Origin of the sequence: Mesorhizobium quangtriensis (genome assembly GCF_040081925.1) — a bacterium.
GTDB lineage: Bacteria > Pseudomonadota > Alphaproteobacteria > Rhizobiales > Rhizobiaceae > Mesorhizobium_K > Mesorhizobium_K quangtriensis.
This window is the reverse complement of record NZ_JBEBMF010000002.1, coordinates 78,270-96,376: the sequence shown is the minus strand read 5'-3', so window position 1 is coordinate 96,376 and position 18,107 is coordinate 78,270. Positions and strand designations below refer to the sequence as shown.

At 60.9% G+C, this 18,107-nt stretch carries 16 protein-coding genes and 1 tRNA gene; 10 read left to right on the top strand and 7 right to left on the bottom strand.

All coding sequences use genetic code 11. The annotated features are described in order from the left end of the window. Positions 1-6 precede the first annotated feature (6 nt). The 6 genes from ABMA32_RS09085 to ABMA32_RS09060 all read left to right on the top strand — a co-directional run bounded on the left by ABMA32_RS09085 (position 7) and on the right by ABMA32_RS09060 (position 4,452). Entirely contained in the window at positions 7-552 is a 546-nt protein-coding gene (locus ABMA32_RS09085) for a ubiquinol-cytochrome C chaperone family protein (RefSeq protein WP_349013458.1), read from the top strand. Then, the gene (locus tag ABMA32_RS09080) at positions 549-1,106 is read left to right on the top strand and encodes a YceD family protein (protein ID WP_425475508.1); all 558 of its coding nucleotides are present in this window, start codon (positions 549-551) and stop codon (positions 1,104-1,106) included. The genes ABMA32_RS09085 and ABMA32_RS09080 overlap by 4 nt, the downstream gene beginning before the upstream one ends. A 158-nt stretch (positions 1,107-1,264) precedes the next feature. Further along, a complete protein-coding gene (plsX, locus tag ABMA32_RS09075; RefSeq protein WP_349013456.1) occupies positions 1,265-2,329 on the top strand; it encodes a phosphate acyltransferase PlsX in 1,065 nt (354 codons plus the stop codon). A 5-nt stretch (positions 2,330-2,334) separates the two neighbouring features. Then, entirely contained in the window at positions 2,335-3,306 is a 972-nt protein-coding gene (locus ABMA32_RS09070) for a beta-ketoacyl-ACP synthase III (protein ID WP_349013455.1), read from the top strand. A 159-nt stretch (positions 3,307-3,465) separates the two neighbouring features. After that, complete coding sequence (locus ABMA32_RS09065) at positions 3,466-3,786, top strand: integration host factor subunit alpha (protein WP_292771157.1); 321 nt, start codon at positions 3,466-3,468, stop codon at positions 3,784-3,786. Between the two features lie 126 nt (positions 3,787-3,912). Beyond that, entirely contained in the window at positions 3,913-4,452 is a 540-nt protein-coding gene (locus ABMA32_RS09060) for a MerR family transcriptional regulator (RefSeq protein ID WP_349013454.1), read from the top strand. 2 nt (positions 4,453-4,454) lie between these two features. Here ABMA32_RS09060 and ABMA32_RS09055 read toward each other — a convergent pair whose 3' ends face one another. After that, positions 4,455-6,647, bottom strand: coding sequence for a cyclic nucleotide-binding domain-containing protein (locus tag ABMA32_RS09055; RefSeq protein WP_349013453.1), 2,193 nt, complete (start codon positions 6,645-6,647; stop codon positions 4,455-4,457). Between the two features lie 255 nt (positions 6,648-6,902). Here ABMA32_RS09055 and ABMA32_RS09050 point away from each other — a divergent pair. Beyond that, positions 6,903-6,979 (top strand) — tRNA-Pro (locus tag ABMA32_RS09050). On the opposite strand, the gene ABMA32_RS09045 is transcribed toward ABMA32_RS09050, so the two are convergent. The 4 genes from ABMA32_RS09045 to ABMA32_RS09030 all read right to left on the bottom strand — a co-directional run bounded on the left by ABMA32_RS09045 (position 6,942) and on the right by ABMA32_RS09030 (position 11,564). Then, a complete protein-coding gene (locus ABMA32_RS09045) occupies positions 6,942-8,231 on the bottom strand; it encodes an O-antigen ligase family protein (protein ID WP_349013452.1) in 1,290 nt (429 codons plus the stop codon). The two genes, ABMA32_RS09050 and ABMA32_RS09045, sit on opposite strands and share 38 nt — an antisense overlap. Then, positions 8,228-9,763, bottom strand: coding sequence for an undecaprenyl-phosphate glucose phosphotransferase (locus tag ABMA32_RS09040; RefSeq protein ID WP_349013451.1), 1,536 nt, complete (start codon positions 9,761-9,763; stop codon positions 8,228-8,230). The genes ABMA32_RS09045 and ABMA32_RS09040 overlap by 4 nt, the downstream gene beginning before the upstream one ends. 86 nt (positions 9,764-9,849) lie before the next feature. Next, a complete protein-coding gene (locus tag ABMA32_RS09035; RefSeq protein WP_349013450.1) occupies positions 9,850-10,980 on the bottom strand; it encodes a glycosyltransferase family 4 protein in 1,131 nt (376 codons plus the stop codon). A 20-nt stretch (positions 10,981-11,000) separates the two neighbouring features. Beyond that, complete coding sequence (locus ABMA32_RS09030) at positions 11,001-11,564, bottom strand: polysaccharide biosynthesis/export family protein (RefSeq protein WP_349014693.1); 564 nt, start codon at positions 11,562-11,564, stop codon at positions 11,001-11,003. Between the two features lie 217 nt (positions 11,565-11,781). On the opposite strand from ABMA32_RS09030, the gene ABMA32_RS09025 reads away from it, so the two are divergent. Further along, complete coding sequence (locus ABMA32_RS09025) at positions 11,782-14,298, top strand: exopolysaccharide transport family protein (RefSeq protein WP_349013449.1); 2,517 nt, start codon at positions 11,782-11,784, stop codon at positions 14,296-14,298. Between the two features lie 6 nt (positions 14,299-14,304). Here the strand turns inward: ABMA32_RS09025 and ABMA32_RS09020 are convergent, their stop codons facing one another. Then, complete coding sequence (locus ABMA32_RS09020) at positions 14,305-15,462, bottom strand: GNAT family N-acetyltransferase (protein WP_349013448.1); 1,158 nt, start codon at positions 15,460-15,462, stop codon at positions 14,305-14,307. A gap of 140 nt (positions 15,463-15,602) precedes the next feature. On the opposite strand from ABMA32_RS09020, the gene ABMA32_RS09015 reads away from it, so the two are divergent. Beyond that, positions 15,603-16,649, top strand: a complete 1,047-nt coding sequence (locus ABMA32_RS09015; RefSeq protein ID WP_349013447.1) for a polysaccharide deacetylase family protein — start codon at positions 15,603-15,605, stop codon at positions 16,647-16,649. Between the two features lie 4 nt (positions 16,650-16,653). On the opposite strand, the gene ABMA32_RS09010 is transcribed toward ABMA32_RS09015, so the two are convergent. Further along, entirely contained in the window at positions 16,654-16,869 is a 216-nt protein-coding gene (locus tag ABMA32_RS09010) for a DUF2842 domain-containing protein (RefSeq protein ID WP_349013446.1), read from the bottom strand. 125 nt (positions 16,870-16,994) lie between these two features. On the opposite strand from ABMA32_RS09010, the gene ABMA32_RS09005 reads away from it, so the two are divergent. Next, positions 16,995-18,098, top strand: a complete 1,104-nt coding sequence (locus ABMA32_RS09005) for a COX15/CtaA family protein (protein ID WP_349013445.1) — start codon at positions 16,995-16,997, stop codon at positions 18,096-18,098. Positions 18,099-18,107 lie beyond the last annotated feature (9 nt).

Sequence of the window (18,107 nt, the reverse complement as noted above, 5' to 3'; positions counted from 1 at the left end):
AGCCCCATGTTCCAGCGCCTATTCCGCCGCGATCGCAGCACAAACCGCTTGATAACGGAAGAGCTTTACGCATCAATCGTGGCAGCCGCGCGGCAGGAACCGTTTTATTCGGACTGGCAGGTGCCGGATACGCCGCTTGGGCGTTTCGAGATGCTCTCGCTGCACATGTTCCTGTTTCAGCATCGGATGCGCGGGGAAGGGGACGCAGCCCGCGATATGGCGCAAATCCTGATCGACAACTTTTTCACCGATGTCGACCATTCGCTCAGGGAGCTGGGAGTAGGCGACCTCGGTGTGCCGAAGCGCATGAAGAAGCTGGCGAAGATGTATTACGGTCGCACGGCTGCCTACGGGGACGCGCTGGACCGGGGCGATGACGCGGATCTTGCTGCTGCCCTTGCACGAAACGTCTGCCCGACGATGGCTTCCTGGCCAGAGGCTACCTATCTTGCGAACTATGTCATGGGTGCCGACAAAATGCTGGCCGGGCAGGACGTGAATGCGATCCTCAGCGGAACGCTTCATTTTCCGAAGCCGGGCCGGACGGAGTGAAAATGGACGATCAGGCCAGCCCGGTTTCCTTCAAGGCGTTTGTTTCGCGTTTGCCGCAGAAGGGTATGCCCGTTGTCATCGATGCGGATGCCCGGCAACGCGAAGCGCTTTCGGCCGCTCATGGCGTTTTATCCGTCGAACGCTTTCACGCGGAACTGAACGTCACGCCGTGGAAGAGAAACGGCGTGAAGGTTTCCGGGTACGTCGAGGCCGATATCACGCAGGAGTGCGTTGTTACGCTCGAGCCTCTGAAAGCCGCGGTCCGGGAAGATGTGACAGGGCTTTTCCTTCCAGCAGATTCGAAATTGGGTCGAATGGGTTTCGGTGACGGGGGCGAAATCCACATCGACGCTGACGGGCCGGACAGTCCGGAAACCTTCACCGGCGATACGATTGATGTGGGTGCGCTTGCGGAGGAGTTCTTCGGTCTGGCTCTAGATCCCTATCCGAGAAAGGACGGCGCCTTGCTGGAGTCCAAGCCGGCCGATGTCGAGCCGGTCGAGGCCGAGGGCCCACTTCAGGCGAAACTGCGCAAGCTCGTACAAAAGGACTAGGGCAAGGCCATCCGAAGAATTCGCAGTTGTGTGACAGGCCAAAATCGCTATTTTGCGCCAGCTTTACCGGCCCCGGTTTGGCCGTACCCGTCCATTAACCCGTACCTGCCCTCAAACCAGATTCGTCCTGAATCGAAACTCAAGCGGAACGTGGCTTCGTGATCAGAATATCAATCGATGCGATGGGCGGCGACCACGGACCTTCCGTGGTGATACCGGGATTGATGAAAGTCGCCGAGCGCCGGTCGGATGTGCGGTTCCTTATTTTTGGCAAGGCCGACGAAGTGCGGCCGATTCTCGAAAAATACCCTAAGGTCGCAGCGATCAGCGAACTCGTGCATTGCGAAATCGCGGTGCGGATGGACGACAAGCCGAGCCAGGCGCTCCGTCACGGCCGCTGGAAGTCGTCCATGTGGAAGGCGATCGATGCGGTCAAGGCGGGCCAGGCCGACTGCTGCGTTTCGGCCGGGAATACCGGCGCGCTGATGGCGATGTCCAAATTCTGCCTGCGGACGATGGCGACGATTGACCGTCCTGCCATCGCCTCGATTTGGCCGACCATGCGCGGCGAAAGCATTGTGCTCGATGTTGGCGCTACGATCGGCGCCGATGCCCATCAGCTGATCGACTTTGCGATCCTCGGGACGGCAATGTCGCGTGCGCTCTTTGGCATCAACCGTCCCACGGTCGGCTTGCTGAATGTCGGCGTGGAGGAGGTCAAGGGCCAGGAAGAGGTCAAGGAGGCCGGTCAGTTGCTGCGCGAGGCCGGCCTGACCTCGATGAGCTACCATGGCTTTGTCGAAGGGGATGATTTCGGCAAGGGCACCGTCGACGTGTTTGTGACCGAGGGCTTTGCCGGCAACATCGCTCTGAAGACCGCTGAGGGCACCGCCAAGTTCATGGCGGCCCTGCTGAAGGACGCCATGGCGCGCACCACGATGGCGAAGATCGGCTACGTCTTCGCCAAGGGCGCATTCGACCGGTTGCGCGAAAAGATGGACGTACGCAAATCCAATGGCGGCGTTTTCCTTGGTCTGAACGGCATCGTCGTGAAGAGCCATGGCGGCACCGACGACGAGGGCTTTGCGGCAGCCGTGGAACTCGGCTACGACATGGTCCGAAACGGACTGCTCGACAGGATAGAGGCCGACCTCGACCTCTTCCATGCGCGGCATCCCAAGAAAATTGCGGCGCGCTCCGCCGAGGAAGACGACAAGGAATAGTCATCTTGATCAGGTCTGTCGTGCGCGGGATCGGCTCTGCCCTGCCTCGCCGCATCATGAAGAATACCGATTTCGAAGGTGTCGTCGAAACCTCTGACGAGTGGATCGCGCAGCGCACCGGAATACGCCAACGCCATATCGCAGGCGACGACGAGACAACCGCATCGCTCGGCGCGGATGCGGCCCGTGCCGCCCTTGCGAATGCGGGTCTTACGCCCGATGACATCGACCTCGTCCTGGTCGCGACATCGACTCCGGACAACACTTTCCCGGCAACCGCCGTGGATATCCAGAACCGGCTCGGCATGAGGCACGGCTTCGCCTTCGACATGCAGGCGGTGTGTTCCGGCTTCGTCTACGCGATCACGACGGCCGACCTCTACATCAAGGGCGGGCTTGCAAAGCGCGTGCTGGTCATCGGCGCGGAGACGTTTTCGCGCATTCTCGACTGGACCGATCGCAGCACCTGCGTGCTTTTCGGCGACGGTTCAGGCGCGCTCGTGCTCGAGGCGGTCGAAAGCCAGGCAACGCTTGCGGAGCGAGGCATTGTCGCAGCAAGCCTGCGATCGGACGGCGCGCACAAGGATAAGCTGTTCGTCGACGGCGGACCGGGGACGACGGGGACGGTCGGCCACCTTCGCATGGAAGGCCGCGAGGTATTCAAGCATGCCGTCGGCATGATCACTGACGTTATCGAGGACGTGTTCGCGAAGGCAGGCATAACCGCTGACGATCTGGACTGGTTCGTCCCGCATCAGGCCAACAAGCGCATCATCGATGCATCGGCGAAGAAACTCGGTATTGCCGAGGAGAAGGTGGTGACCACGGTCCAGCTTCATGGAAACACATCGGCGGCGTCGGTTCCACTCGCGCTGTCAGTGGCCGTGGCGGACGGGCGCATAAAGAAGGGCGATCTCGTCCTCCTTGAAGCCATGGGTGGCGGATTCACATGGGGCGCCGTCCTTCTTCGCTGGTAGGCTATCGCAATCCAACATCGGCATATCTGCCACACTTTGCTTTATCACGACTTGAGGTGACGGGTTCGGTCCTTGACCTAGTATGGTCAATTCCCTAACGTTCTTACGTTTCAAGCTGTAATTGTTATTATGTATCGAGGGGATGAGTTGGACGCTCGCATGGGAGGGAAGACACTTACTCGCGCCGACCTTGCCGAAGCCGTCTATCGAAAGGTAGGCCTCTCTCGGACCGAATCCGCTACTCTTGTGGAGTCGGTGCTTGATGAGATTTGCGAAGCAATCGTGCGCGGTGAGACAGTCAAGCTGTCGTCCTTCGCTACCTTTCACGTGCGGTCCAAAAACGAGCGGGTGGGCCGCAATCCCAAGACCGGCGAGGAGGTTCCGATCCTTCCGCGCCGCGTGATGACCTTCAAGGCATCGAATGTCCTCAAGGACCGTATTCTCCGGACGCACCAGAATACCAAGAAGGTCGCACGGTAGTTTCTAGGTCTTTGCGACCGCGCGCTCGGTGCATAAAGCATCTCCTATGTCAGTCGTCCCTTGAATAGCGGTCCGTAAACCGCTGGAATGCGTATCGATTCGGATTTTTGATACGCAACGGCATTCATGGAAAAGAGCCCAGACGCTTTCCGCACGATCAGTGAAGTGGCCGAGGATCTCGACCTGCCTCAGCACGTGTTGCGCTTCTGGGAGACGCGCTTCACGCAGATCAAGCCGATGAAGCGCGGCGGCGGCAGGCGCTACTACCGACCGCAGGACGTCGATCTGATCAAGGGCATCCGCCATATGCTGTATGATCAGGGCTACACCATCAAGGGTGTGCAAAAGCTGCTGCGGGAGAACGGCAATCAGTTTCTTGTCGCGATCGGCTCCGGCGATCGCGCGGCGGTGGAAGCGATTGCCCAGCGCAAGGCTGCGGAGACCGTTCCGCTTACGCCGGCCGCCCAGCCGCGTCAGGGCGAGGACGAAATGCTGGTCGGCGAGGCGAAAGCCAAGCCGCGCCGCTTCTTCGGTCTGGGCAAGGCTGACGATGACGGTCCGGTGCAACCGGGCGACGGTAAGCTTTCGCGAGACAATCGCGCGCTTCTGCAAGAGGCGCTGTTCGATTTGCTGGAGTGCAAGCGGCTGCTCGATCAGGTGCGCTAGACCTATCGCTCGCTGCGCTTGATCGTCTGGTTTGCGATGGCGAGCTTTTCGCACAGGTTGGTTGCCAGCAGGCGGTGGGCGAGCAGCGCCAGTTCCGGATCGTCGGTTTCGAGCCGCGTAAGGTCGTCTGCTCCGAGCCTGAATATTTCCGATTGCATTTCGACGATGACGTCGGCCGTGCGCTCCTGACGCATATAGAGGCCGATCTCGCCGACGAAGGATCCGTCGGTCATGGTGCGCAGCCTCAGCTTGCGTCCATTGGCAAGCGTGACCTGCACGCGCACGCGGCCATGAGCGATGAAGAACAGATCGTCCGCCTTGTCGCCGGCCGTGATGATGCGGTCCCCCACCTCGACATCGATCCTGCTCATCAGAGCGAGGAGGTCGCCCATCCGGGGGTGTGGACCGGCAAGCGCATTGAAATGACCGAGCAGCCCAGTCTGCGTATCCTCCGCCTGCTCCTGCAGGATCGCTTCCTCGGCGTGCTCAAGCGCATGGTCGATGTCGGCTTCCAGAGTCATCGGGCCGTCTTTGTCAAACCGGATGCCTGCGAGTTGGAGCGTTCGCCGGACATCGTCGGGTACCTGCGTCAGAAACACTTTGACGGAATTGTCCTCGCTCATCCGCCGGATCTTGATGAAGCCGGTGGTAGCGGCGGAATCCAGTCCGCTGACATGTCGGAAATCCAGGACGAGAAAACGCAACGGTATGCGGTGAGGGTCGGTCAGTCGTCGTTGGACATACTTCACCATCCCGTCGGCCGATCCGAAGAACAGGTAGCCCTGGAGCTGGATCATCTCGATGGCTTCCCCGTGGCGCGCGAGAAACCTTGCGGCTGCTGCCGACCGGTCTACGGAGCTTCGGTATTCGATGCCGTTGCCATTCACGCGCATGATCGGAAGGCGGGCGTAGTTGAAGACGAACACTGCGATCGAGACGAGTAGACCAACGGCCAGCCCCTCGAGGAAGCCGATCAGCGCGATGCAGGCGAGGATGAAAAGAACGATCAGCCACTCGCCGATCGGCAGTTCGCGGCGCGTCGCGAACAGCCATTCCTTCAAAAGCCCGATCCCCATGAAAAGCACGAAGCCCGCAGCGAGGAAGACAGGCACCTCGAAGACGAAGGAGCCTGCGGCGACCAGCCCGAGTATCATGGCGATGGCGGTAGCAATGCCTGCGCCGCGACCGTGCACCCCGGTTCGCTCCGCCAGGATCGTCATAGTCAGTCCGACATAGCCCGAAGGCCCGCCGATGACGCCGGAAAGCAGGTTGGCGATGCCGGTCGAGCGGAGTTCCGCATTGACGTCGATGTCCCGGCGCATGGCCAGTTCGAGGCCACTTATGTTCAGGAGCAGGCCTACCATGCTCACCGCCGCGACTGCGACTATCGTGGGAGCCGCCATCAGTACGGCGCTCCAGTCCACCTTCATGAGCATTTCGACAGTCGGAAACTCGATGCCACCATTCGCCGTCAACTGGGGAAAGTAGCCCAGCGCGCGGCCTTCCTCGATCGTAATCCCAGACGCTGCTAGCACCCCGAAAAAGATCATTGCGGCCAGCGCCATCACCACCGCGATTGTGATGGTATGGCGGAAACGTCCGATGGCGATTTCCAAGGCCACGGCAAAGGCTATCGCAGGCAGGAAGATGAAGATGACGTTTGGCTGGCTCGCGCGCTCGATAAAGGACAAGTCGATTCCCGCTCCGGTCATCATCACGACCGCGCCGTCGAGCAGGAGCCAACCTGAGCCGGCGAGGAAGCCCGCGACGACCGGGTAGGGCATGAAGCGGGCAAGACCGCCAAGCTTCAGTCTGCCCGTAACCCAGAATAGTGCGCCCGTGGCAAGGCTGGACACGCCCAGCACAGCGACAGCAGTCGCGACCCTGACGTCATCTGGGCCGGTGAGCGTGGCGGTCGCGGTTATGATCGCGGCCGCGAGGATGGCAATCGAGCTTTCCTGCACCAGCGCGATGGAATTGGCCAACACGCTCCTGAGCGCGACCACGAGCGCGAGGATCGCGCCTCCGACGAGGACGATCCCGACGCCGACGCCCAGTCCTTCCGAAAGAGGACCTGCAAACAGCAAAGAGGCTATCGCGAGCGACGCCGCGATGTTGTCGAGTCCGGCCAAAAAACCGATGGTCGCCGCCGGCAGCCACGAGCGGCCGCGCTCCTCCGCAATTCCGACTGCCATGTCCCCTCCGCTCGGCGGACGCGACGATATGCACTTTACTGCCGCAAGGGAACCCTTGGAGAGGTCTACTAGCGTTTAATGTCAATTGGATAAGGCTAATGTTTTGCTGGGCTTTATCGTTTCCTTCGGCGGCTCTGACGGCTCTTCCGTGGTTGTGACACAAGCCCCGCCATCGACGAGCGGAAGCGTCATGTAAGAGCTCGGCATTTTCGCCCTTGCACTTGAACGCTCGCTCTTCTAAGGCTCTCCGCGGTCCGGAGTGTAGCGCAGCCCGGTAGCGCACTTGACTGGGGGTCAAGGGGTCGTGGGTTCGAATCCCGCCACTCCGACCATTTTATCACTCGATCTTTTCCCTACGGCTTGCAGTCCCCGCTGATGCCGTTTTTCCAACGCCATTGCTCCCCAGACCATCCCGATCAGCAGATAGAAGTGGCGCCAGTGGTCGGTGTCGATGACGGTTCCCAAGGCGACATGGCCGAGGAAGACGAAGTAGGCGCATAGCAGGTAGGGCTGCCATGGGCGATTGCGGAAAAGTATCCGGAAGCCGCCTCCGATCGTCCAGCCGATCATGACCAGCCAACTGACGAAACCGAGCCAGCCGTAGTCGAGCAGCGCCTTCAGCCAGATATTGTGCGTGTCCTCGCCGTAGGTAAGGCCGAACATCAGGGGGCCGATGCCGAGCGGGTGTTCGGCGGCAACCTGAAATCCGATGATATGGCGCGCGAAGCGTCCGAGACGAGCAGAATCATAGTCCTGCGTCAGTTGGGCGCGCTGGGTCAGCATGTCCGCGACGCCCGGTATGTTGAGGATCGCGATGAAGGCGACAACGAGCAGGGCGACCGCGGCAATGCTCATTAGCGCTATCCGAAGGCGAAATTTCCCGCTGGCGCTTTGCAGAAAAAGTGTGGCCGTCAGCAGCATGGCGGCAAAGGCGAAGAGGCCCCAGGCACCGCGCGAGAACGACAGGAAAATGCCTGCCATCACCACGAGCAATGGTACGGCATAAAGCATCATCTTGAGAGGATTGCCCGTCAGCACGAGATACAGCAGGTAGATGCCGGGAAGCGCCAGGAACGGACCAAAGACGTTCGGGTCCTGAAAGGCTCCGGCGGCGCGATCGTACTTGGTGAAGATCTCCGCGCCCGGCAGCAGGCCGAAATAGCCGATGATGCCGAGCGTCGAGGTGACAACAGCGGCCGCAACCCAACTCCAGAAGATCAGGCTGTAGAGTGCCGGACGCGCCTCCAGGACCGCAGCGAAAAAGACAGCCGTCAAAGCAAGGAAAAGCGAGACGGCGATGTACATCGGCGTTTCGTATAGGTCAGACATCTGCGTCATGGAAATCATGCCGCCAATGTTGAACAAGACAAACAAGACCAGAAGCGGAGCGACCGAGCGTGATATCCTGAGGCCGAACAGCGCCCAGATGGCGATCAACCCCGCCATGTAGATTTCATGGGGCGCAGGTTCGTCGAGAACGAAGCCGGATAGCAGGATGCCGACCACCACCGCCGCCGACGAAATCAGCGCAACCAGCTTGGCGTTTACCGCCTCGCGCGGGAGCTCTGAAACGACGGCGTTCAATACGCGTTTTCCGTGTTGAGGAGACGTATTGGCGTCAGGAACAGGATCTGGAGGTCGAACCAGAGCGACCAGTTCTCGATGTAGTACAGGTCGTACTCCGTCCGCATTTTGATCTTTTCGTCGGTGTCCATCTCACCGCGCCAGCCGTTGATCTGCGCCCAGCCGGTGACGCCCGGCTTGACACGGTGCCGCGCGAAATAGCCATCGACCACCTCGTTGTAGAGAAGGTTGTGCGATTGGGCGGCAACCGCATGCGGGCGAGGGCCTACCAGCGATAGCGATCCGAAGAGGGCATTGAAGAATTGCGGCAGTTCGTCGATCGAGGTCTTGCGGATGAAGCGGCCTACGCGCGTTACGCGCGGATCGCCCTTGGTCACGGGACGGATTGCAGTCGGGTCCGCCTGGTCGGTGTACATGGACCGGAATTTGTAGACCTCTATCACTTCATTGTTGAAGCCATGTCGTTTCTGCTTGAAGAGCACCGGCCCCTTGCTGTCGAGCTTGATGGCGATAGCGGTCGCCAGCATGACCGGCGACAGCAGCACGATGCCGATCAGGCTGAAAACGATGTCGAAAGCGCGCTTGGCGACCGAATCCCAATCGTTGATCGGCCTGTCGAAGATGTCGAGCAGCGGAACCGATCCGATGTAGGAATAGGAGCGGGGACGGAACTGAAGCTGGTTCGAATGCGCCGACAGCCGGATGTCCACGGGCAGGACCCAGAGTTTCTTCAGGAGCGAGAGGACGCGCGATTCGGCCGTCAGGGGAAGCGAGACGATAAGCATGTCGATGCGGGCGATGCGGGCGAATTCAATAAGCTCCGAGATGTCGCCCAGCTTTGGGTAGCCCGCGACCAGCGGCGGCGAACGACGGTCGTCGCGATCGTCGAAGATGCCGCAGATGCGGATGTCGTTGTAAGGCTGCTGCTCTATGGCGCGGACCAGCGTTTCGGCAGCTTTGCCGCCGCCGACGATGACTGCGCGCCGCTCGATGCGCCCGTTGCGCGCCCAACGCTTGATCAGTCGGGCAAGCACGAGACGCGGAAGCACAAGCAGGAAAAGACCGGCGATAAACCAGCCGCCAAACCAGACTCGCGAAAAATCGTCTATGAGCTTGAGGAAGAACCCGGCAACCGCGAAGAGCGCAAGCGTCCATCCCCAGACGATCAGGATACGCGTCATCTTCGACGAAGGCCGCATGAGAGCGGGGAACTGGTAGCAGTCGTTGATATCGAGCAGAACGACCGCGACAAGCGAGGCAACCGCGATCACGACGGGATAGTGCCAGTCCAGTTCGGTGCCGAAGCCGACATAGGTTACGAAGAGAATCGTGCCCGAGAGCGCCAGAAGCACAAACTCGACCAGCCGCAGAACGCCGCTGACCATGATCGGGGACATCGTGTCGCGACGATACTGCGTGGCAACCTGACGGGCAGTGTCATTAAGCTGACCCGGTTGCGGTTTGCCGCCATCGACGCCATTTGTGCGCACCGCTTCAGGCGAAAAGCGGTTCGGCGGCTCTATCCTGTTCATGCTGCTGCCGGGCCTGTGTGATTCTTCGCTACCACGAGATAGCTAAGAAACCCTTGTCCGGGCTGCCAGTCTTTCCGGCGGAATGGTTAGCGCGGCAATGCGGCCACGTAGGCCTTTTCGATGTCTCTGGCCATGGTCTCGGCGCCAAAACGCGACCTCAGTTGGTCAACTGGAGGCATGTACCCGGCAAATGTCTCGGGCGCCAAAAGCGCCTCCGCCATCCTTTCAGCAAGCTCTCCCGAGTCAGGACGGACAAGCGCTGGCGAATCCGGGCCGAAAATCTCCGGTATTCCGCCGACCGCGGTGGCGATCATGGACTTTCCCGCCGCCAACGCTTCCAGCACCACATAGGGCATCGCTTCGGCGCGCGACGGTACGACGACAAATTCGGCCAGGGCGAACGCGAGACGCGCCGGCATCGGATCGAGAAAATGTACGCGCGGAGTCAGGCCAAGGCGCTGAACCTGTGCACGGTAGCGCGGTAGCTGATCGCCGCCGCCGACCATGGCTGCGGTGACAGGACGGCCGATCCGCTTCTCAACCTGCGCCAGGGCATCGATGAAAAGGTCCGGCCCCTTCAGGTCGCGCATCATGCCGATATAAAGGAAATCGGCGGCATCTGGTGCCGCCGGAACGCTTACGAACTCGACCTCCTGAAGGCCGTTGTAGACCAGGGCGCTCGGCCGGTCCGGCTTACCGACCTTGCGGTAATAGGCGTTGCGTTCGTAGTCCGAAACGAACAGCGTGTAGTCCGTGAACCGCGCCATCATGCGCTCAAGCGCGAAGAACAGCTTTCCGGCAGCGGTTCGTTCGTCATAGTGCAGGCTTCCGCCATGCGCTGTGTAGAGGCGGGCTACGCGAAACCTGAAAACCCGCAACAGTGAGCCGAACACGCGCGAATAGACGCCACCCTTGGCGCCATGTCCGTGCAGGATATCCGGCTTCAATTCCTTGATGATTCCATAGGTGCGCCACGCGTCGGCGATATCGCCGAAACTGATGTGGCGTTGCATTGGCGTTCTCGTGACGCCCAGGGCAAGGCTGGGCCTCAGTTCGTCGAACAGTTGTTCTTCCAGGTCGCCGCCTGTTGTGGAATCGCAGACGATTCCGACCAGATGTCCGGCAGCAGCCTGAGATTCCGTCAGATCGCGGACATGCCTGAAGATGCCGCCGACGGGCGATCGAAAGCAATGAACGATCCGCAATGTCTCAGTCACGAACGGCCTGCGATCATTGATCAGAACAGCCGTTCACGAACGTAGACCGTGTCGCTGGGCAAAAGCGGGTCGGTGGTCCGGACACGTCCCGTGACGACTTCGCCATTTATGTTGCGCGTGATGTCGACACTTCCCTGATTGGCGCGCGGCGAGAAGCCGCCGGCCATTGCAATCGCCTTCTGGACGGTCATGCCCGGCACGTAGGAATACTGGCCAGGTGCACCGACTTCGCCCATGATGAAAACGGGCCGATAACGATCGACCTCGACCGAGACGTCGGGATCGCGCAGGTATCCTTCCCGCAGTTTTGCTGCGAGCGTGGCTTCGATCTGCTGCACCGTGTGTCCGCGTGCAGGAACCACGCCGACAAGAGGAAATGCGAAGTAGCCCGACTGATCGACGCTGTAGGTGTTGGTCAAGCCTTCCTGCTCAAAGACGGTAACGCGGATGCGGTCGCCCGCGCCGAGCCTGTAGGGCTGATCAAGCATCTCGTGGAAAGCTGCGGGGGCAGGGCGATAGCCGGAACAGCCGGAAATCACCAGGCAGGCCAACAGCGCGTTTGTGATGAGCGAGAGCCGTTTCATGCAACCAACGCGAACCTTCAGGCTGGCCACCAGAGGCTTTCTCCAGCGGCGGAATGTCTGCAGCCGTTATCGTCCTGTTAGGGTTAATGGCTGGTAAAACCGGTCGGGATTTCTCGGTTGCGCGCAGCAGGCGTTCCGCTCTTGCCGCTTCGTATCTTAACCGCTGGGTTACCATAGTTCTTTACGGTGCGTTTCCACTAGCTTGGAGCGTGCATGCATGTCGGACGTACAGTCGTCAGCCAGTGACGTCGATGTCGATCTCGGAAGACTCTTCGGAAGTCTGGCGGCCCGCTGGAAGCGCATTCTGCTTGTGGCGCTGCTTGTAACCGCCGCCGCCTTGGTGCTGACGTGGTACGCGACGCCCCACTACAGGGGTGAGACACGGCTTCTCATAGAATCGCGCGAATCTGTCTTTACGCGCCCGCAGGGCGGCGCCGACGACGAGCGCCCGATGTTGGACGAGGAGGGGGTCACCAGCCAGGTCCAGGTCATTACGTCGACCGATCTGCTGAAGCAGGTGGCGTTGAAGCTCAATCTCGCCGAAATTCCCGAATTTGATGAAGCGGCTGACATGTCGTTTCTCAGCCAGTTGCTGGTCGTTGTCGGTCTGAAAAACGATCCGCGGCAAATACCGCCGGAGGAGCGGGTTCTGAAGGCCTTTCGCGAGAAGCTGAACGTCTATCGCGTTGAAAAGTCTCGCGTCATCGTGATCGAGATGTCGTCAGAAGATCCGAAGCTTGCCGCCGAAATTCCGAACGCACTCGCCGATGCATATCTGGAAGTGCAGAGCGCTGCGAAGCTGGAATCGAATTCGGAAGCGACAAACTGGCTGGAGCCGGAGATCGCGACACTCTCGCAGCGGGTGAGGGAGGCCGAGGCGCGTGTTGCCACCTTCCGGGCGCAGTCGGACCTGCTGATAGGCCAGAACAATTCCTCGCTCGCGACGCAGCAGCTTTCGGAGCTTTCGTCCGAGCTTTCGAGGACCCGGGCGAATCGGGCCGCCGCCGAGGCGAATGCGGCAAGCGTTCGTGCGGTGCTGGACAGCGGCGCGTCGCTCGACGCATTGCCCGAAGTGCTATCCTCGCCTCTTATCCAGAGGCTTCGCGAGCGGCAGGTCCAGTTGCAGGCGGACATCGCCGATCTCTCGACGACGATGCTGGACAACCATCCTCGCCTCCGTTCCCTCCGCTCGCAGTTGTCCGATCTCGACAGGCAGATTCGGACCGAAGCGCAGAACGTGTTGAAGGCGCTTGGTGCCGAGGCGAATGCAGCCAAGCTTCGCGAGCAGCAGCTTATGGGCGACCTGAACACCTTGAAGGCCGCGTCTGCCAGGGCAGGCGAGGAGGAGGTTGAACTGCGCGCGCTCGAGCGTGAGGCCAACGCGCAGCGGGAGCTGCTCGAATCCTATCTCGCACGATATCGCGAAGTCTCGTCGCGCAAGGACGGCAACTATCTTCCCGCCGATGCGCGCATATTCTCCCGCGCGATCGTGCCCTCCGAGCCATATTTCCCGAAGCCGCTCCCGATCGCTGGCGTGGCCTTTGCAGGCTCGCTTCTGATAATGGCCATCGTGACGCTGCTGCAGGAATTGTTCTCGGGCCGCGCGATGCGTCCTGCTCCCGGTTCTCGGATCGAGAGTGCCGCGACATCTGCTTCGCTAGAGCCTGTTGCCGGACAGCAAGCCGAAAGCCCGCCGGTCCAGGCGACATCGGACGTTGACCGCGGCCTGACGGTGCCTCCAACGTCGGAGGACGTCGTCGCGACGCCTGCCGCCGATCTCGATTCGAACGTGACGGAGATTGAGTCCGTCGTCGCGCCGGTTCCTGAAGTCGTCGATGAGGTTGCCGTCGAGCGCTCCCCAGACGAGGACAAGCCGACCCTCAGCGAGCCTGCGTACACAGAGACGAGCCGGGAAGCATCGCCGTCGCTTGCGCCTCTCAAGCGCGAGCCGTTGCCGACCGTGCACTTGAGCCACCCGACTTTTGCTGAGGCGTGGGCGAGGCACAAAAGAATCATGGACGCTGCGCGTTACGACGCGCCTTCCGAATCGCCGACGCATGTTACGCTGAATGAACCAGTCACGATCGAGAGCGACCCCGAGATGCGCAATCTGTTCAGCCGCTTGAAAAAGGCCTCGAAGCCTGAAGAAACGGCACCGACCTTGCCGTCGCAACTTGAGGTCGGTCGTGTCAGCGTCGAGGATGCGGCAGGTCTGCTTGTCAATGGCGGAGCGACGCGTGCGATCTTCGTTTCGCCGGAGGGTGACGAGGGAGCTGCCGCAGCCGTGATGGTCGCCCGCGAGGTGGCCGATTCGGGTCTGCGCGTCCTGCTTCTCGATCTGACGGCTTCGGGGGCTGCGTCGCGTCCCATGCTTGATGGCGCATCTTTGGCGGGCATCACTGACCTCCTGGTTTCCGAAGCGCAGTTTACCGACACGGTTCATGCAGACCACTATTCCGACTGCTACGTCATGCCGGTCGGCACGGTCGATCCCATGCGCGCCATGAAAGCGGCGGAACGCCTTCCCGCAATCATGGAAGCGTTGACCACCGCCTATGACGTGGTGGTGGTGGAATGCGGCGCGTCGGATGCAGAGGGCATTCGACGGCTCGTTGCCGATGGAACGGAAGTGATGGTGAGCGCCATAGAGCCGGACGAAGCCGCTATAGCGGCCGCAACCGACTTGCAGGCGCAGGGCTATGGTCGCGTCATGATGGTGTCGCTGGCAGCCTGAGAACTCCTACTCTTCCTGGGGTTCGGAACTCTGCTTGCCAGACGTGGACCGGCGCAGTCGCTTCACAAGATTCCACAGCGTTGGGCTGTTTTTCACATAGGTTTTTACGCCGGTCTTCAGCCCAAGGGTCGTCACGAGAAGCCTGCCCTTGAACGACAACGGCAGGACGATGTCGAAGTGGTTCGTCTCGATGTCGCACCACTGACGCTTGTAGGGTTCGTCTCCGACGCCGAAATCGTAGATTTCGAAGCCCGCTGCGCATGCTGTCCTGAGATTCTCGAAGAACAGGAATTCACCGGGGCTGGTGTTCAGGAGATCGTCCTCGGCGATTGCAGCGAAATCGCAAGTGATACGGTTGCCGGAAAGGCTCGAGCCGGTGACCGCTCGCAGCTTTCCGCCGACCTCGAGCGCCTGGAGCACAAACGGAGGACGTGCCTCGAGGAGCGCGTCACGAAACAGCGATCGAAAGAAGTTCTGTATCTCGATTTCGCCGAAAACATTGGCGATGCCCATCTTCCTGAAGCGCTCCGCCTTCATCTCGAAGAATGCTTCGAGCATGCGGTCAACGTCCTCCGGCGAGCGAGCGTCGAAGTAACGAAAGCCTCCCGCTGCCTCGTATTTGCGAAGCTGCGCGCGATTTTTCTTCCGCTTTCTTTTGCCGCTCGACCGATCGAGAAGTGCTTCAAACCCGCCTTCCAGGCTGACTGCCAATGCCACATTTGGGCTTGTGGAGTGCGGTTGCCCAAGGAGTGGATTTGCGAACCCATCCAGCTCCGGCAGCTGGCGTTCGAGCACCAGCGCATCGACTTTCGGATTTCTTGCCCGAATGCCTGACAGGAGAGCGGCCATATCGAATGTCTGCGAACCAAGAAAGGCGCGAGTGGACGCGGGAAAGTTGCCGTTCGCGTGGCTCCCGCCCAGAAATCTGGCGAGATGAAATGGACCGGATTTTACGATTTCGAGCGCCAGCGCGCATGCCGGTTTGCCGTCCTGCTCGATCACTGCGATCAACCCTTTAGGCGAAACGTTGGCAATCCATTCCTCGACCCAAAGAGGATGCTGCGCGGGCGCATGTACTGCCATCAGCGCGAACTCGGCGTAAGGAGCGAGATCGCTCAGCGGAAGTATGGATACGGTTGTGCGCCCCGAATGCGCCTGTGACACGTTGTCGATCCCTGGCGCCGCGGATTGGGTGCGAAATGACATGGCCGCGTCAACCATCCTTCAATCCTTGGGGCGTATTCCGTTCAAAGCCCGCGTAGGCTGCATTCGGAACAGCTAGGCTAGGCGTAAAAGGTGAAGGAATGATCGACGGGGGCGAGGTCTTCCGAAAGCTGGCCCTCAACGTGGCTCGATATTCAGGACTGGCCTCCATTTCCCGGCCCCTGGTCGGTGGCATCGGCGCGATCCTGATGCTGCACCGTGTCACCGCGCATCCGGAAAAGCCGCTCGGAGCCAACCGGCATCTGAGCATCAAGCCGGATTTCCTCGATGCCGTGGTCCGCGACATGAAGGCGCTCGGCTATGCGTTTGTCTCCATGGACGAAGCCGTCACGCGTATCAAAACCGGCGGTTCCGGAGGGCTGTTTGCCGCAATCACGGCGGACGACGCCTACAGGGACAATCTGACCGAAGCGCTTCCGGTTCTCGAACGGCACCAGGCTCCTCTCGCCATCTACGTTGCACCCGCCTTGATCGACGGTTCGGCTGACCTGTGGTGGGATGTGGTCGAAGACATCGTCAACGCAGGCGCTTTGCTTGAGCTTGCGCGACCGAGCGGCCCCGAAATCCTGGACTGCTCTGCTCCCGGTGCGCTCGTGCGGCTTTGTGACTACCTCACGACCGAGGTGCCGGAAGAGAACCAGCGCCAGGTGTTGCGCGACCTTGCACTCGTGGCGGGAGTGGATGCAGGCGAACCCGGCCGAAGGGTGCTGATGAACTGGGATGAAATTCGCGCTGCTGCCGCCAACCCGCTTGTCACGATAGGGGCGCACACTGTCAACCACTACAATTTGAAGCGGCTGCCGGAAGCGGTGGCCAGGCGCGAGTTGACCGAGGTGGTCAGCCGTCTGGAAAAAGAACTCGGTCATGCTCCGAGGCATCTCGCTTATCCCTATGGCTATCCTAGCGCGGTCGGGGGGAGGGAGGTCGGATTCGCCAGGGAAGCGGGATACCTTTCGGCCGTGACGACGCGACACGGTGTGCTGCGCGCCGGCCACGCGAACCATTTGCTCGCGCTGCCGCGCATTTCGATCAACGGCCGCTACCAGCAGGTGGCGCATATCCGGACGATGCTTTCGGGCATCACGACGCCGTTGGCCAATCGGGGTAAGCTGGTCGTGACGGTCTGACGATTCAGACTTTGGGTCTCGGCGGGATCATCAGCCATTTGATAATGCCCATTGCCGGCAAAACCCAGAGGATGCCGGTCAGGACGAAGAAGGCGAGGTGGACCAGAGGACCGGACTCCGCCAGCCGTGCGACCGCGACCGTTGTCGCGATGAGGGCGTAGACCACCACCAGAAGCACAAGCAGGACGGTGCCGATCAGTTTTTTCAGGCGGATTGGCATGTTTGTTCCTTTGGCTCCGGCTTAGTCGCTGGAGGGGCGCGGCGCAACCGGCATGCCTGCGCGACGGCTTGTCGCGAGGGTGCCAGCCTTGCAAGGGCGCCGTCTTTGGTCCACCAATCCGGCCCATGCAACAGGTTTTGTCCACCCAGACCGCAGGCGACGTGCGGAGCGAGCGCGAGCGCCTTCTTGCGAACCGCACTCTGGTTCGCGGCTGGCTCTATGTCGTGCTGCTGATGCTGTTCGCGCTGGTTCTTGTCGGTGGCGCCACGCGCTTGACCGATTCCGGCCTCTCGATCACCCAGTGGAAGCCGATCCATGGCGTTATCCCGCCGCTGAGCGAGGCGGAATGGCAGGAGGAGCTGGAGCTCTACCGGCAAATCCCGCAGTACCAGCAGATCAACAAGGGGATGAGCCTCGAGGAGTTCAAGTCCATCTTCTGGTGGGAATGGGCGCACAGGCTTCTGGCGCGGGGCGTCGGATTTGTCTTCGCGCTGCCGCTGGCTTTCTTCTGGGCGACGCGGCGTATCGAGCGGGGCCTTGCGCCGAAGCTCGTCGGCCTGCTGTTGCTTGGGGGGCTGCAAGGCTTCGTCGGCTGGTGGATGGTGGCGTCGGGACTGGTCGAGCGCACGGACGTCAGCCAGTACCGGCTTGCGATGCACTTGACGCTGGCCTGCATCATCTTCGCAGCCATCATGGTTGTCGCGCGGGGGCTGGCTCCGCACTCCGAGCCGCCGGCCGACCGCGGAACCCAGCGCTTCGCGGGCTGGCTGGTGGTCGCGACGTTGTTCCAGGTTTTCCTCGGAGGGCTGGTCGCCGGCACAAATGCCGGACTGACCTACAACACATGGCCGCTGATGGATGGTGCCATCATCCCGAGCGATCTTTTTGTCATGAATCCGGCCTGGATGAATTTCTTCGAGAACGTCAAGACCGTCCAGTTTACGCACAGGCTAGGGGCCTACGCCGTTTTCGTGCTTGCCCTATGGCACATGATTGCCGTGCGCCGACGGCTGCCGGGCACCACGCATGCGCGTCGGGCGCTCGTGCTTTTTCACCTCGTGCTTTTGCAGGCGGTCATCGGGATCGTCACGCTCTTGATGCACATGCCGCTCCACTGGGCGTTGCTGCATCAGGGTTTTGCGCTGATCGTGCTCGGCTTCGCGGCAGCGCATTGGCGCGGGACGAAGGGCGCCTATCCGCTGCCGACGGAGATCAAGGTCGCCGGCTGAGCGGTCTTT

Bases quoted from the DNA above. Each gene is read 5' to 3' on its own strand.
- ABMA32_RS09085 (WP_349013458.1), top strand. From the start codon at position 7: ATGTTCCAGCGCCTATTCCGCCGCGATCGCAGCACAAACCGCTTGATA.
- ABMA32_RS09065 (WP_292771157.1), top strand. From the start codon at position 3,466: ATGGGAGGGAAGACACTTACTCGCGCCGACCTTGCCGAAGCCGTCTAT.
- ABMA32_RS09060 (WP_349013454.1), top strand. From the start codon at position 3,913: ATGGAAAAGAGCCCAGACGCTTTCCGCACGATCAGTGAAGTGGCCGAG.
- ABMA32_RS09055 (WP_349013453.1), bottom strand. From the start codon at position 6,647: ATGGCAGTCGGAATTGCGGAGGAGCGCGGCCGCTCGTGGCTGCCGGCG.
- ABMA32_RS09040 (WP_349013451.1), bottom strand. From the start codon at position 9,763: ATGAACAGGATAGAGCCGCCGAACCGCTTTTCGCCTGAAGCGGTGCGC.
- ABMA32_RS09030 (WP_349014693.1), bottom strand. From the start codon at position 11,564: ATGAAACGGCTCTCGCTCATCACAAACGCGCTGTTGGCCTGCCTGGTG.
- ABMA32_RS09025 (WP_349013449.1), top strand. From the start codon at position 11,782: ATGTCGGACGTACAGTCGTCAGCCAGTGACGTCGATGTCGATCTCGGA.
- ABMA32_RS09015 (WP_349013447.1), top strand. From the start codon at position 15,603: ATGATCGACGGGGGCGAGGTCTTCCGAAAGCTGGCCCTCAACGTGGCT.
- ABMA32_RS09010 (WP_349013446.1), bottom strand. From the start codon at position 16,869: ATGCCAATCCGCCTGAAAAAACTGATCGGCACCGTCCTGCTTGTGCTT.
- ABMA32_RS09005 (WP_349013445.1), top strand. From the start codon at position 16,995: ATGCAACAGGTTTTGTCCACCCAGACCGCAGGCGACGTGCGGAGCGAG.